The sequence below is a fragment of the Sulfitobacter pontiacus genome, from assembly GCF_040790665.1.
Classification (GTDB): domain Bacteria; phylum Pseudomonadota; class Alphaproteobacteria; order Rhodobacterales; family Rhodobacteraceae; genus Sulfitobacter; species Sulfitobacter pontiacus.
The window spans coordinates 1,929,766-1,944,058 of sequence record NZ_CP160849.1 but is presented as its reverse complement, the minus strand read 5'-3'; the positions used below and the strand labels follow the sequence as shown (position 1 = coordinate 1,944,058).

The following is a 14,293-nucleotide window of genomic DNA, read 5'->3' as shown; positions in this document are numbered from 1 at the left end:
CATTGGCGCTGCGGCTTTCATCTGTGTCGGTGCAGGCGCGATCAGGTCGCGGCCGGTTGCTCGTAGGCGAGCTCATGGTCGCCAAGGTCCATGATGTCTTCGCCGGATTTGTCCCATTCGGCCCGATCTTCGTCCGTGGCTTTGGGAGAGAACAGACCGGTCACCGCATAGAACACACCGATCAGCGGTGCCGTCCAGCAGGCAAAGGCCAGCGGGATATACAGCAGGTTGGTCAGGTTACCGTCCATGACCCCCAGCCCCAAAGCCGAGATCACAAAGGCACCACCGGCGTTCCACGGGATCAGCGGGCTCATCAGCGTGCCGCCCTCTTCCACCGCGCGGCTGAGGTTCAGGGTCGAATAGCCCATCCCACGGTACAAGGGCGCGTACATACGGCCCGGCAGCGCGATAGAGATATAAGGATCACCCGCAACCATATTGGTCGCAAATGCCGTCCCGATGGCCGAGCTTTGTACCGCGCCAAAGCTTTTCACCCGGCTGACGATCGCCAGAATGATCGCCTCCAGACAGCCGGTGCGCTCCAGCGCGCCGCCAAAGCCCAAGGCAATCAACATCAGCGAAATGGTCCACATCATCGACTGGATGCCGCCCGCGTTCAGCAGGCTGTCGATGTCGGCGATGCCCGTGTCGATGGAATAGCCCGACTGCGCAAAGGCGAACACGTCATGCAGCCCCGCGCCCTGCCAGAAGATCGCCACCAGTCCACCGGCCAGCACACCGGCAAACAGCGACGGCAGCGGCGGCTTTTTCATCAGCGCCAGCACAATCACGATCAAGGCCGGCGTCAGCGGGATGATCCCGAGGCTAAAGCGTTCCTCCAGACCGGTTGTGATCTGATTGATGCTGCTGACATCGCCTGCACCCTCTTCGATCAGCATGAAGCCGACGACCACATAGATCACCAGCGCGATGATCATCGCAGGCACGGTCGTGGGCAGCATGTTCTTGATGTGGTCGAAGACATTCGTCCCCGTCACCGCAGGCGCCAGGTTCGTGGTGTCCGACAGCGGCGATACCTTATCGCCAAAGAATGCGCCCGACACGACCGCACCGGCGGTCCAATAGGCCGGGATACCGAAACCCGCACCGATCCCCATCAGCGCCAGACCAATGGTGCCGACTGTGCCCCAGCTGGTCCCCAACGACAGGGAAACCACTGCACAGAGGATCATCGCGGCTGCCAGAAAGATCGACGGGGTGAGCAAGGTCAGCCCGTAATAGATCAGCGTAGGCACCGTGCCCGACGCGATCCAGACGCCGACGATCATGCCGACCACGATCAACACCGCCAGTGACGGCATCGACACGTGGATCACGTGGAACACGCCTTCGCGGATGTCCATCCACGTCTGACCGCGAAACACACCCAGCAGGGACGTGATGGCCAATCCGAGGATGAGGGGAATATGCGGCGTGAAGTCGCCATAGTAGAAAAGTTGCAGCGCCAGAAGGCCAAGCGTCAGAACGACGGGCAGCAGCGCCAGCGGGAGCGATGGAAGGTCTTTATTGTCCATTTTGTCCTCGTTTTTGTATTCTTGTTTACTGATACACACACAGATTCCCTTTAGGGTGGCATTGCGGGCCTGTGATGCCAACCAATCTTATTCTAGGGCGATTGAACGTCATTTCCGGCAAATTTCCGCTGTATTTCAAAGAGGCTAGACAACACCTGCACTCAGGGGCGCTATGTCTTTGCAAATATTGCCGGATGATGCCGCGCTGATTTCGCAATTTTCGCGTAAACCCCGCACTGTGCAGCAAAATTTTGCGCATCATGCTTCATGTTATTGAACTTCCCGCGTAATTATATGAATTCTGCAATGCAGCAACGAACAGGAATCATTTTTGATGCATCATTTGTCTCGCTCCCGCCCGATGTCTCGCCGGTCAGTATTGCGCGCAGGGGGGGCAACTTTGGCTTTCGCTGCTACAACCGGTTTGCAAGACACTGCTGCTTGGGCGCAGGCCAGTGATACGGCGGAGCCTTTTTCTTTTGATATTCTGATCGAACGGGCACGCAACCTCGCGGGTGAAGAGTACACCGCGCCGACGCAACTGGGCGCGCCTTTTACCACGCTGGACTATGACGACTACCGCAACATCCGCTTCCGCGAGGACAGCGCGATCTGGAAGGGCCCTGCGGCGCAGGCGGTGGTACATGCCTATCACCCCGGCTGGCTGTTTGACGGCACTGTGTCGCTTTACGAGATCGTCAATGACAAGGCACAGCCGCTTGGCTTTACCTCGGATGATTTCATCTACCAGTCCAAAGCGCTTGAAAAGATCCCGACTGGCACCGAGCTGCCCGGCGTCGCGGGCTTCCGCATGAATGCGCCGCTGAACGATCCGCAGCAGTTCGACGAGATCGTGTCCTTCCTCGGGGCGAGCTACTTCCGTGCCTTGGGGGCGGGGAACCGCTATGGCCTCAGCGCGCGCGGGCTTGCGGTGAACACTGCCACTTCCGAGCCCGAGGAATTCCCCCGCTTCAGCGCCTTCTGGCTGCAGCGCCCCGCCCCCGGCGAGACGAAGATGACCTTTTACGCCCTGCTGGAAAGCCAGTCGGTCGTGGGGGCCTACAAGTTCACCGTGACCCCCGGTGCCACCACCACGATGGATGTGACCACCGAACTGTTCTTCCGTCAGGACGTGCAGCAACTGGGCGTCGCGCCGCTGACATCGATGTATCTGTTCGGGCTGAACGATCAGGGTGGCTTTGACGATTACCGTGCCCGCGTCCACGACAGCGAGGCGCTGGTGGTCAACACCGGCCAAGACACGCTGTTCCGCGTGCTGAACAACCCGCCAAAGCTCGCCAATTCATACTTTGGTGCACAATCGCCGAAATCCTTTGGCCTTGTGCAGCGCCACCGTGCCTTTGACGACTATTTGGACGCCGAAGCCCACTACGAGCTGCGCCCGACGCTGATGGTCGAACCCAAAGGGGACTGGGGCGAAGGCATGGTCCGCTTGATCGAGATCCCGTCGGATCTGGAGGGGAACGACAATATCGTCGCCTTCTGGACCTACAAGAACGGGTTCGCGGCGGGGGATAGCAAAAGCATTTCCTACCGTCTGAACTGGGGGATGAACCCGCCCGGCGCGTCTTCGACACTTGCCCAAGTATCGCGCACTCTTGCCGGAAATGGGGGCATCGCGGGCGTAAAACCGCGCAATGATCGCCGAAAGTTTGTCATCGACTTCGAAGGTGCAACTTTAGGGGAACCAAACGCCGAGAACGTTGTTGGAGCCAATGTAAACATCGCCGGCGGCACAGTTGCAGGACAAGTACTGCAGCAGATCGACGGCCACGATCACATGTGGCGACTGGTTCTAGAGGTCGTCGCCGAAACTGATGCAACGGTTGAACTGCGCGCCAATCTGGTCGCGGGCGACCGTAGCTTGACCGAGACTTGGGTATACCAATGGCTGAAAGAATGAATACGTCTGTGACATCAACTGTGACCACCGAAGAAATGACCGACTTTGACCGTTATGCGCCTCGCCCTGCCCCGCTGGATATGCCGCGGCAGGTGCTAGAGCATGATGCCCGCCCCTCCCTGTTCGAGGTGGTGAGCCGCATCTTCATGCGTAATGCCTGACATGCCCTCTTACTTACGCGATGGTGCCACGCGGGTCAGCCGCGTTGGTGCCATTTGCTTTGCCCTGCTCTGCGCAACCGCGGCAGCCGCGACCCTGGCGCAAGCGGGGCTTAATACCGGATTTGATATCTGGGACGGCTTCGCCGTGGCGCTTATCGCGCTTACGACTGCTTGGTTGGCCTGGGGGGCGGGGCAGGCGTTTTTGGGCGTGCCCTCTTTCGATCCCCTCCCTGAGATGGATCTGAGCAACGCGGATTTTCCCCCGGCGGCGATCCTTGTGCCGATCTGCAACGAAAACCCGACCGAGGTTTGCGCGCGCATTATGGCAATGCGCCAATCCATGCAGGCCGCGAATGTACCCGTCGATTTCGCCATTCTGTCCGACACCTTTGACCCCGACGCCCTGATCGCAGAGCGCGCGGCGCTGGCCCCGCTGTTGGGCGATGAAGGCGCTGCGAACCCGGTCTACTACCGCAACCGTACCGACCGATATGGCCGCAAGGCAGGCAACGTCGAGGATTTCATCCGCAAATCCGGCGGGGCTTATGAATACGTCGTGATCCTTGACGCCGACAGCCTGATGGAGGGCGACACGATCCGCCATCTTGTCGCACGGATGGAGGCAGATCCGAGCCTTGGCCTGCTGCAAACCCTGCCCAAGATCTTTGGCGCGGGGTCGCTGTTTGGTCGTGCGATGCAATTCTCGGCCAGCTTCCACTCGCCCGTTTTCGCGCGCGGTCTGGCCCGTATGCAGGGGCGCGCGGGCCCCTTCTGGGGGCATAATGCCATCGCCCGTGTGCGCGCCCTGTCGCAATGCTGCGGCCTGCCAGAACTCAGCGGCCCCGCCCCTTTCGGCGGCACCATCCTAAGCCATGACTATGTCGAAGCCGCCCTGCTGGTACGCGGCGGCTGGCGCGTCGAGATGGACCCCCGCATCGCCGGTTCTTTCGAGGAAGGCCCCGACAATCTGCTCGCCTTTGCGCGCCGTGATCGCCGCTGGTGTCAGGGCAACCTGCAACACATGCGTCTGGTCGGTGCCCCCGGGCTGCACGGGTGGAGCCGGTTCGTCTTTGTCCAGGGGATCATGGCCTATCTGGTTTCAGTCGCTTGGGGGGCCTTCCTGATCGTGTCGCTGCTGGCCGCCGCGACCAATGCCAGCCCTGATTATTTCCCCAACGCCTATCAGCTTTTCCCCGTCTTCCCCGACGACAAGACCTTCCAGATCGTGGCGCTTGCCTTTGGGATCGGTGGGCTGTTGTTGCTGCCCAAGCTCGCGATCTTTGGCGAAGCGGCTGCAACGGGCCGCGCCAAGGGGTTTGGCGGGGCGCTGCGCGCACTTGGGTCGGTTCTGTCTGAAATCCTGCTGACCGCGTTGATCGCCCCCGTGATGCTGATGTATCAAAGCCGCGCCGTCGCCGAGGTGTTTGCCGGCAAGGATGGCGGCTGGCCTGCGACCGCACGCGGCGAAGGGCGGCTTACCCTCGCCGAAAGCTGGCGTGCCAGCCGTTGGGTATCGCTGTTCGGGATCGCGGTCACCGTTGCCGTCTATCTCTGGGTGCCGAACCTGATCTTCTGGCTCTTGCCGGTGACGCTGCCCATGTCGATCGCGCCACTGTTGATCGCCGTGACCTCGCACGAGAGCACCGGCCAAGTCTTTACCACGCCGCAAGAACGCGCCACGCCCGCCGTCATTGCAGCCTATCGCGACAACCTGAGATCGGGTGCCGCCCCAGAAGGATCGTCGCATGACACAATCGCCCAACCGGCCTGACGCCCAGCTTATTCCCATCCGGCGCGGCGTCGACCTGCCGCGCCGCGCGCGTGATCCGCGCATCGATGCGTTTCGCGGGCTGGCGCTGATCATGATCATTATCGACCACATGCCCGGCAACCCGTGGGAGCATCTGACCATCCGCAACATCGGGTTCTCCGACGCGGCAGAGGCGTTCTTTATCATGTCGGGCATCGCGGCGGGCATCGCCTATTCCCCCGCCATTGGCCGCTGGATGTCGGGCGAGCTGCGTCTTTGGGATGCGATGGCCCCGCTGTGGCGGCGGGCGTGGCAGCTTTATATCGTGCATATTGTGCTGACGGTCGCGGCCATCGGTCTTTATGCCTGGGCGGCAGATACGTTTGTGCGCTCGGAGTTTCGTGTGATGCACAACCTCGCCCTTTTGTATGACCAGACCGGTGCCGCGATGGCGGGGCTGGTCACGCTGGGATATCAGATCGGCTATGTGAACATTCTGCCGTCCTATACCGTCTTGCTGCTGGCAGGCCCTGCGCTGATCGCCGCTGTGCTTTACGCCCCGCGCACGACCTTGGCCGTTGCAGGGGCGTTCTGGCTTTATGCAGGAGCCACCCGACTGACCATCCCGAACCACCCCGGTGGCGGCGGCTGGTTCTTCAACCCGCTCACCTGGCAGTTCATCTTTGTCATCGGCCTTGCTATCGGTGTGCGTCATCGCAAGGACGAACGGCTGGTCCGCAACTCTCCGATCCTGTTCAAGCTGGCGCTCGGTCTGCTGCTGTTCATCTTTGCCTGGCGCTACGTGCCCGGTCTGGGATCGTTCATGAACAACAAGATGGCGCAGCTTGGCGGGCTTGGCCTGCCCAGCAACATCACGACGCACAACAAGTCGATGCTCGCGCTGCCGCGCTTGGTGCATATCCTCGCGCTGGTCTATGTGCTTTCGTGCCTCCCCGTAGTGACCCGCATCTGCGCACACCGCTATGCGGCCCCCTTGCGTCTGATGGGCAGCCACGGCCTGCTGGTCTTTGGGCTAGGGACGATCCTTGCACTGGCCGGACAGATCATGATGGATATCGAACCTACGGTCACCGCCCTGCCGTGGACCCTGCCGCTGGCCGCCATCGCTGTGTGCTATGCCGCCGCCCTGCTGGCCGAAGCGGCACGCAAACAGCCGCAGCCAAAGCAGCCCGCCCCGACCAAAGCCGAGGCCCCGCGCGCCGAGGTGATCACCGGCAGTTCCACAGCGTAAACAAACTCGTTAGTGCCGTGACCAAAAGACCGCCCGATGCGCAGACTTGCCCTGCCATCGGGTTTTCTTTACGTCCAAGACCGCCCATAAGCGAAAAACAGTGGAAATAGGGAATGGTCCCCTATCTCGTAGTGTAAATTAGTGTGTTGAAAGAGGCCCCCATGTCAAAAACCGGAAAGATCGCGATGCCAGCCCAAGGGTGGCTCTACGTACTGACGGGGCTTGTGGTGGCACTCTTCCTGACGCTCGCCCCCTTCGCGGCGCAGGCGCAATCGCTGTTCACCGGAGGCGGATCTTCCAACACGGAAACAACCGAAACGACACCCGAGGCAGAGGCGAAGGCACCGCTGGATACCCTGCTCGAGGTGCTCAAAGACGATGACGCCCGCGCGGCGCTGATCGCGGACCTTGAAAAGTCGCTGGATGCCTCGGGCGACCCTGCGGGTGATGAAAACCCCGCGATTGAAACGATCACCGAAGCCGCGGATGCCGAAGGCGTATCGGTCGGGCGACAAATCGCCCTGATCACCCAGCAGATCGGACAAGACACAGTCAGCACGCTCACCTCTTTCTGGAACGGGTTCGAACGCGGCGGCAAGGTCTTCTCTGGCCTCAGCGGCGCGGAGCTGACCGTATTGCTGGAAGCGATCCCCGGCCTGCTTGCGGTCATTGCGATCACCGTCGCGCTCTTTGTGGTGCTGCGCTACCTTGCGCGAGGGCTATATGCGCGCATGGGGCGCACGGCTGAACATGTGGGCCTCTTCCGCTCTATCGGGCTGTTTCTGGGGTCGAACCTGCTGGACGCCTTTATCGTCATCGTGGCTTGGGCCGCGGGCTATCTGATCACCATCCTCGCCGTTGGCGAAGTCGGGCAGATCGGCATCCGCCAGTCGATGTATCTGAACGCCTTCCTGCTGGTAGAAATGACCAAAGTCGTCATCCGGTCGTTCCTCTCGCCCGTTGCGTCGGGCCTGCGTCTGGTGCCCGTCGATGACAAGGCCGCCGCGGCGCTGACCCGCTATCTGAGCATCGTGGTCAGTGTTCTGGGCTACGGGCAACTGCTGGTCGTGCCAATCGTCAACCAAAGCGTCAACACGGCCGCGGGCGCTGGCGTGTCGGCTCTTCTATCGGTCCTCGTACTGCTGTATTTTGTCTACATCGTGCTGCGCCGTCGCAAGGCCGTCACCCGTTGGCTACAAAGCGAGGCCGACCCCAGCGAGGCGCAAGCCGCCGAGGGCGTCGACCCCGCCACCATCGCAGAGGCGCGCCGCGGCTTTATCGCGCGCACGCTGCACGGGTTGGCAGGCATCTGGCACTGGTTCGCACTGGCCTATATCGCGGTGATGTTCATCGTGGTCATGACCCAGCCCGCCGAGGTCACGCTGAACGCGATTGTCGGGTCGGGCAAGATCCTTGCCGCGATCATCATCGCCGCCCTGCTGTCGGGATGGTTGGCACAGGCCGTGCACCGCGGCATTTCACTGCCCGAGGACGTGAACGCCAAGCTGCCGCTGCTGGAACGTCGCATCAACACCTTTGTCCCCCGCGCCTTCAGCGCCTTGCGGCTGTTCCTTCTGGTCTGCGTGCTGTTCTTTACGCTGGACGTAATCGGCACGATCGACATGCGCAGCTGGCTTGAGGGGCAGGTCGGGCTGGCAGTGACCAAGGCGCTGATCTCTGTCGGGTTGATCCTGACGGTGGCCTTCGGCATCTGGCTCGCGCTGACATCCTTTGTCGACTACAAGCTGAACCCTGAATACGGGGCTGTGCCAACCTCGCGGGAAACCACCCTGCTGACCTTGCTGCGCAATGCGGCGACCATTACGCTGATCATCCTCACGCTGATGTTCGTGCTGAGCGAGATCGGGCTGGATATCGGGCCACTGCTCGCCTCTGCCGGGGTCTTGGGTCTGGCGATTGGTTTCGGCGCGCAGAAGATGGTGCAAGACATCATCACCGGTGTGTTCATCCAGTTCGAGAATGTCATCAACGTGGGCGATGTGATCACCGTGGGCGGCACCACTGGCACCGTCGAAAAGCTGTCGGTGCGCTCTGTGTCCCTGCGCGATGTGCAAGGGGTGTTCCACATGATCCCCTTCTCTACCGTGGATGTGGTCAGCAACTATATGCGCGGCTTCTCTTACACGGTCTGTGACATGGGCATCGCCTACCGCGAGAATGTCGAAGAGGCCAAGCAGGCCATGTTCGACGCCTTCGACCGCATGATGGAAAACGAACCAGACATCGCCAATAGCATCATGGGAGAGCTGGAATGGTTCGGCGTGCAATCCCTTGGTGACAGCGCCGTGGTACTGCGTGTGCGGATCAAGACCGATCCCGGCAAGCAATGGGGCATCGGGCGTATGTACAACGGCTACCTCAAGACGGTCTTTGACGAGCGCGGGATCGAGATCCCCTTCCCGCAGCAGACCATCTGGCTGGGCGAGAACAAGGACGGCACCACCCAGCCGTTCAAGATCGAAGGCCCCGCCGCGCAGGACACAGACCTGCCGCCGACCAAAACCGTGTCCAAGCCGATCGAGGCAGACGATGTGCCGGACAGCGATGATGCCGACGGCGACAGTGGTGCAGACCGCTAACAGACGCGGATGACTGAAATAGAAAAAGGCCCCCGATCAGCGCTGATCGGGGGCCTTTTTGTATAGGGTGGTTGGCGCGGGCGCTACATCACCGCTTCGATCAGATACGGGCCTTTGTGCGCCAACCCTGTCTCGATCGCGAGCTCAAGCGCTTCGCAATCTGTGACCTGCGTCGCCTCTACCCCCATCGACTTTGCCATCTGTGCAAATTCAAGCGTCGGCTGGTCAAGCGACAGCATATCCATCGCCTTGGGGCCCGCATTGCTGACGCCGACATTGGTCAGCTCGCCACGCAGGATCTTGTAGACGCGGTTGGCGAAGATCACGATGGTGATGTCCAGCCCCTCGCGCGCCATCGTCCAAAGCGCTTGTACCGTGTACATCGCGCTGCCATCCCCGATCAGCGCCATCACCTTGCGGTCAGGGCAGGCCACGGCCGCCCCAATCGCCACGGGCATGCCATAGCCGATGGACCCGCCGCAGTTGTTCACCCAAGTGTGCTTCGGGGCCCCTGCTGTTGCGGGGAAGAACGCGCGGCCTGTGGTGATCGCCTCGTCGATGACAATCGCATCCTCGGGGATGGTGCGCGCTAGGGCTTGCGCGATGCCGCCCGGCTCCAACGGGCCGCTGGGTTTGTCGGGGGTGGCGGCTTCAGCCACATGGGCGGGTGGAGTGTCCGCCGCACCCACACCGCGGCACAGCGCGTCCAGCGCCCCTGCGATATCCTGCGCGGTGGTGCAGAGGTTGGTGATCTGCGTGCCCTCGGCGGTCAGGATCGCGGGCTTGTTCGGATAGGCGAAAAAGCCGATGGGTGCGCGTGCGCCCAGCAGAACGATGCGCTTGAACGGGGCCAGCGTCTCTAGCGCCTGATCGATGGGATAGGGCACGCGGTTGACCACCACACGCCCTGCCCCGCGTTCCTGCCGCGCATTGGCCCATTCGCTTAGCAGTTTGCAGCCCGTTTTGGCCGCGATCCGCCCCGCAATCTCAAGCATCTCGGCGCTCAGCGCGGCACCGCCCAACAGCAGCAGGCTGTCAGGGCCGGACAGCGCGGCGACGGCTTCCTCCAATGCAGCCTCGTCAAAGGCAGGGCGCTGTGCAGGCTCTCGCGCGGGCGCGACAGCGCCGCCTTCGTTCCAAGCGGTGTCACTGGGCAGCATCAGCGTCGCCACCTGCCCCGGTGCCACATTTGCCGCCTGCACCGCACGGGCCGCATCCGCGCCCACATCCGCCGCCGACATGGACGTGTGCACCCAATGGGACACGGGCCGCGCGATCCCTTCGATGTCAGAGGTCAGCGGCGCGTCCAGCTCGATATGCGTGACCGCATGTTCGCCGACAATATTCACCACGCCCGAGCCTGCCTTTTTCGCGTTATGCAGGTTCGACAATCCGTTGGCGAGCCCTGGCCCAAGGTGCAGCAGGGTGCAGGCGGGCTTGCCGGACATACGGTAGTACCCATCCGCCGCCCCCGTCGCCACGCCCTCTTGCAGGACAAGGATAGAGCGCATGCCGGGCACGTGATCCAGCGCGGCAACAAAGTGCATTTCCGACGTGCCGGGGTTGGTGAAACAGGTATCAAGCCCGCTATCGAGCAGCGTTTGCACAAGGCTATCGGCGCCATTCATCTGGTCTGTATCGTCTTGTTCGCTCATGTCATCTTCCTTGTTCACGCAGAAACCGCCGCCCAGAAGGGCGCGCGCAATTCTTTCTTGAGGATCTTCCCGATAGAGCTGCGCGGCAGTTCTTCGCGCAGTTCCACCGCCGACAGACGCTGGCTTTTACCCAGCTTGGCGTTGGCGTCAGCGCAGATATCTTCGCCCGAACGCGTCGCCCCCTCGCGCAGCACCACCAACCCGTAAGGCGTTTCGCCCCAAGCGTCAGAGGGCACGCCGATCACGGCGGCATCCGTCACATCGGGGTCCGCCAGCAGCACCAGTTCAAGATCGTCGGCATAGATGTTCAACCCGCCCGAGATAATCATATCTTTCTTGCGGTCCGACAGGATCAAAAAGCCGTCCTCGTCAAAACGGCCCATATCGCCCGAGCGAAAGAAGACGTTGCCCGCTGCGTCGCGCCAGATGTAGTCAGCGGTCAGGTCATCGCGCCCGAAATACCCCGCCATCATCGTCGGCCCGCGGCCGCAAATTTCGCCCACGGTGCCCTTGGGAACCTCTGCGCCGGTCTCGTCAATCAGGCGGATCTCATTGCCCGGCGCGGGCTGGCCCACCGTATGCAATTTGTCGGGATGTTCGGCAGAATTCAGTACCGTGACCCCGCCGCCTTCGGTCAGACCGTAGTATTCCAGCAGCTTACCGGGGAAGCGCGCCAGCACATCCGCCTTGACCTCGGCCCGCAGCGGCGCGGAGGTGGAGAATTTCACCTGCATCGATGACAGGTCAAAGGCGTCAAAGTCAGCCACGTCCATGATGCGTTTGTATTGCACAGGCACCAGCATCGTGTGGGTGATCTTTTCACGCTGCACGATCTCGAGGTACCCGCGGGCGTCGAACTTCGGCATCAGATAGACGGTCGAGCCGCCATAGAGCGTCGGCAGGAAGGACACGATCGTTGTGTTGGAATAGAGCGGCGTCGACAGCAGCGTGCGGGCGTTATCGTCATATCCGTTGGGCGACACGCGGTCCATCTGCGCCGACCGCATCCAGTGATTGTGCAAGATGCCCTTGGGCGTGCCGGTCGTGCCCGAGGAATAGATCAGGTTGAACGCATCCGACATCTCGATCTGGATTTCGGGGTCGGAGTCCGAAGCCCCGTCAACCGCAGCGCCATAAGGCTGAAATGCGGGATGGTCGAAATCAATGGCAAAGCGCGCCAGATCCAGATCAGCGATAAAGCCATCGACCAGTTCAAGATATTGCGCCGCGACAAAGATCGCGCGCGCGCCGCAGTCGGTCAGCATCTTTTGCAGCGCATCGGGCGACGCCATCGTCGACAGCGGCGTCACGCAGGCCCCTGCCCGCAGGATGCCCATAAACAGTTCTGCATAGGGAATGGAATTGGGCGAGATGATCGCGATGTTGTCACCCTTGCTCACCCCCATCGACAGCAGCAGATTGGCGATCTTGTTGATGCGCTGGTCGAATGCCCCCCAGCTGACGGTTTGCCCGTCACAGACCAGCGCAAGTTTTTCCGGATGTGCTTTGGCGTTGTCGCGCACGACCTCGACGATGGTTTTCGTGGGTGTCGTCGCCGGTGCCGGCGGATTGATCGGTATCATATCACTGTCCTGAAATAGTTCTCTCCCCGCTGCGGAACGCCGTTCCGCAGCCCCTGACAGCAGTTGTAACGATCAAACAGAAACTTGCAAACGATGGGTGACTATGCGGCAGCTTTTCCCAAGGCGACATAGGCTGCATGCTGGGACAGGAACACGCTGCCTGTCAAATCCGAGATGAAATGCTGCTTTTTCAGACGGTCCATGACGGGGCCTTTGACCTCGGACAGGTGCAGTTTGATCCCCATGTCGCGCAGCCGTGCGTTGATCGCTTCAAGCGATTCCAGCGCGCTAAAGTCGATCTCGTTGATGGCAGAGCACATCAGCACGACATGGCGCAGACAGGTATTGCCCGCCAGCCGGTCGTAGATGCAATCCTCCAGGAACCGCGCGTTGGCGAAATACAGGCTCTCGTCGATGCGCAGGGTCAGCACCGTCGGGCAGGTCTCGACCTCATGGCGGTTGATATTGCGGAAGTGTTCGGTGCCCGGGACCAGCCCGACTTCGGCAATATGCGGTTTGGTGGTTTTATAGAGATGCAGAAAGATCGACAGCACCACCCCGCAGGTCACCCCCAATTCGACCCCGCTGCCCAAGGTGATCAACATGGTGGACAGCACGGCAGCGAAATCGGATTTGGAATAGCCCCATGCTTTTTTCAGGATCGAGAAATCCACCAGCGTCAGCACGGCCACGATGATCGTCGCGGCTAAAGTCGCTTGCGGCAGAAAGAAGACCAGCGGCGTCAGCGCCAGTGCGGCCACGGCCAGCCCCACGGCGGTATAGGCCCCCGCCGCCGGTGTCTGCGCCCCTGCGTCAAAGTTCACCACAGACCGTGCAAAGCCCCCCGTGACCGGATAGCCCCCCGTAAAGGCCGCGCCGATATTGGCCGCCCCCAGACCGATCAGCTCTTGATCCGGATTGATGCGCTGACGCCGTTTCGCGGCAAGCGTTTGCGCGACAGAGATGGATTCAACAAACCCGATGACAGAGATCAGAAAGGCCGGCAGCAGCAGGCTGCCCATCAGATCGAACGACAGGTCCGGCAGGGTCAGCGGCGGCAGGCTTTGCGGCACGGCCCCCACGATCTTGACGCCCTGCCCCGCAAGATCGAAAGCCCAGACCGCCAATGTGGTGACAACCACCGCCGCCACGGGACCCGCCTTGGTCGCCACATCCGCCGCCCGTGGGCCAACGCCGCGCGCGCGCAGGAAAGGTTTCAGCCCCTTGCGCACCCAGAACAGAAACAGCGTCGCGGACACACCAATCACCACCGTCGTCCCGTTCACCGTGCCCAGATTGGCCCAGATCGACATCAGCAGCTCTGCCAGATTGCCGCCAGAGGCATCGATGCCCAGAATATGCTTGATCTGGCTGGCGGCGATGATCACGCCAGAGGCGGTGATAAAGCCCGAGATCACGGGGTGGGACAGGAAATTCGCCAGAAACCCCAGCTTGAAAACGCCCATCACCAGCAGCATCACCCCAGACAGCAAGGCCAGCGTCAGCGCGGCGACGGCATAGCCCATCGTGCCCTGATCGGCGATATTGCCCAAGGCGGCCGCGGTCATCAGCGACACCACCGCCACCGGCCCCACCGCCAACGCGCGGCTGGTGCCAAAGACGGCATAAAGCAGGATCGGCGCGATAGATGCATAGAGCCCCGCTTCGGGCGGCAGCCCCGCCAGCAGCGCATAGGCCAGCGATTGCGGGATCAGCATGATCGTGACGATCACCGCCGCGATCAGATCATTGGACAAGGCCGCCCTGTCATAGTCGCGCCCCCAGTCGAGGACAGGCAGATAGCGGCGGGCAGCGGCGGGGATACGCACCCGA

General features: G+C 61.7%; 9 protein-coding genes. 5 read left to right on the top strand and 4 right to left on the bottom strand.

Annotated elements, in window-relative coordinates:
* Positions 1 to 41 precede the first annotated feature (41 nt).
* Positions 42 to 1,535, bottom strand: coding sequence for a Na+/H+ antiporter NhaC (gene nhaC / locus AB1495_RS09515; protein ID WP_037944945.1), 1,494 nt, complete (start codon positions 1,533 to 1,535; stop codon positions 42 to 44).
* 361 nt (positions 1,536 to 1,896) lie between these two features.
* Here nhaC and AB1495_RS09510 point away from each other — a divergent pair, with 361 nt between their 5' ends.
* From AB1495_RS09510 to AB1495_RS09490, 5 genes are all read left to right on the top strand, one after another.
* Positions 1,897 to 3,459 (top strand): glucan biosynthesis protein, encoded by a 1,563-nt coding sequence (locus tag AB1495_RS09510; protein WP_167543137.1) that lies wholly within the window; start codon positions 1,897 to 1,899, stop codon positions 3,457 to 3,459.
* Positions 3,456 to 3,620: a hypothetical protein gene (locus tag AB1495_RS09505; RefSeq protein ID WP_167543136.1), complete on the top strand. Its 165-nt coding sequence runs from the start codon at positions 3,456 to 3,458 to the stop codon at positions 3,618 to 3,620. The genes AB1495_RS09510 and AB1495_RS09505 overlap by 4 nt, the downstream gene beginning before the upstream one ends.
* Positions 3,613 to 5,391, top strand: a complete 1,779-nt coding sequence (gene mdoH, locus AB1495_RS09500; protein ID WP_074635270.1) for a glucans biosynthesis glucosyltransferase MdoH — start codon at positions 3,613 to 3,615, stop codon at positions 5,389 to 5,391. The genes AB1495_RS09505 and mdoH overlap by 8 nt, the downstream gene beginning before the upstream one ends.
* Positions 5,366 to 6,622, top strand: a complete 1,257-nt coding sequence (locus AB1495_RS09495) for an OpgC family protein (protein WP_074635269.1) — start codon at positions 5,366 to 5,368, stop codon at positions 6,620 to 6,622. The genes mdoH and AB1495_RS09495 overlap by 26 nt, the downstream gene beginning before the upstream one ends.
* A 161-nt stretch (positions 6,623 to 6,783) precedes the next feature.
* Entirely contained in the window at positions 6,784 to 9,222 is a 2,439-nt protein-coding gene (locus AB1495_RS09490; protein ID WP_074635268.1) for a mechanosensitive ion channel domain-containing protein, read from the top strand.
* Positions 9,223 to 9,305: 83 nt separating this feature from the next.
* On the opposite strand, the gene AB1495_RS09485 is transcribed toward AB1495_RS09490, so the two are convergent.
* The 3 genes from AB1495_RS09485 to AB1495_RS09475 all read right to left on the bottom strand — a co-directional run bounded on the left by AB1495_RS09485 (position 9,306) and on the right by AB1495_RS09475 (position 14,289).
* Positions 9,306 to 10,877, bottom strand: a complete 1,572-nt coding sequence (locus tag AB1495_RS09485) for an acetolactate synthase large subunit (protein ID WP_244268875.1) — start codon at positions 10,875 to 10,877, stop codon at positions 9,306 to 9,308.
* A 14-nt stretch (positions 10,878 to 10,891) separates the two neighbouring features.
* Positions 10,892 to 12,460 carry a class I adenylate-forming enzyme family protein gene (locus AB1495_RS09480; protein ID WP_074635267.1) on the bottom strand — a complete coding sequence of 523 codons (1,569 nt, stop codon included), beginning with the start codon at positions 12,458 to 12,460 and terminating at the stop codon, positions 10,892 to 10,894.
* Positions 12,461 to 12,561: 101 nt separating this feature from the next.
* A complete protein-coding gene (locus AB1495_RS09475; RefSeq protein ID WP_074635266.1) occupies positions 12,562 to 14,289 on the bottom strand; it encodes a SulP family inorganic anion transporter in 1,728 nt (575 codons plus the stop codon).
* Positions 14,290 to 14,293 lie beyond the last annotated feature (4 nt).

Excerpts from the sequence above, each read along its gene's own strand:
- nhaC (WP_037944945.1), bottom strand. The coding sequence starts at position 1,535 with ATGGACAATAAAGACCTTCCATCGCTCCCGCTGGCGCTGCTGCCCGTC.
- AB1495_RS09510 (WP_167543137.1), top strand. The coding sequence starts at position 1,897 with ATGTCTCGCCGGTCAGTATTGCGCGCAGGGGGGGCAACTTTGGCTTTC.
- AB1495_RS09505 (WP_167543136.1), top strand. The coding sequence starts at position 3,456 with ATGAATACGTCTGTGACATCAACTGTGACCACCGAAGAAATGACCGAC.
- mdoH (WP_074635270.1), top strand. The coding sequence starts at position 3,613 with ATGCCTGACATGCCCTCTTACTTACGCGATGGTGCCACGCGGGTCAGC.
- AB1495_RS09495 (WP_074635269.1), top strand. The coding sequence starts at position 5,366 with ATGACACAATCGCCCAACCGGCCTGACGCCCAGCTTATTCCCATCCGG.
- AB1495_RS09490 (WP_074635268.1), top strand. The coding sequence starts at position 6,784 with ATGTCAAAAACCGGAAAGATCGCGATGCCAGCCCAAGGGTGGCTCTAC.
- AB1495_RS09485 (WP_244268875.1), bottom strand. The coding sequence starts at position 10,877 with ATGAGCGAACAAGACGATACAGACCAGATGAATGGCGCCGATAGCCTT.
- AB1495_RS09480 (WP_074635267.1), bottom strand. The coding sequence starts at position 12,460 with ATGATACCGATCAATCCGCCGGCACCGGCGACGACACCCACGAAAACC.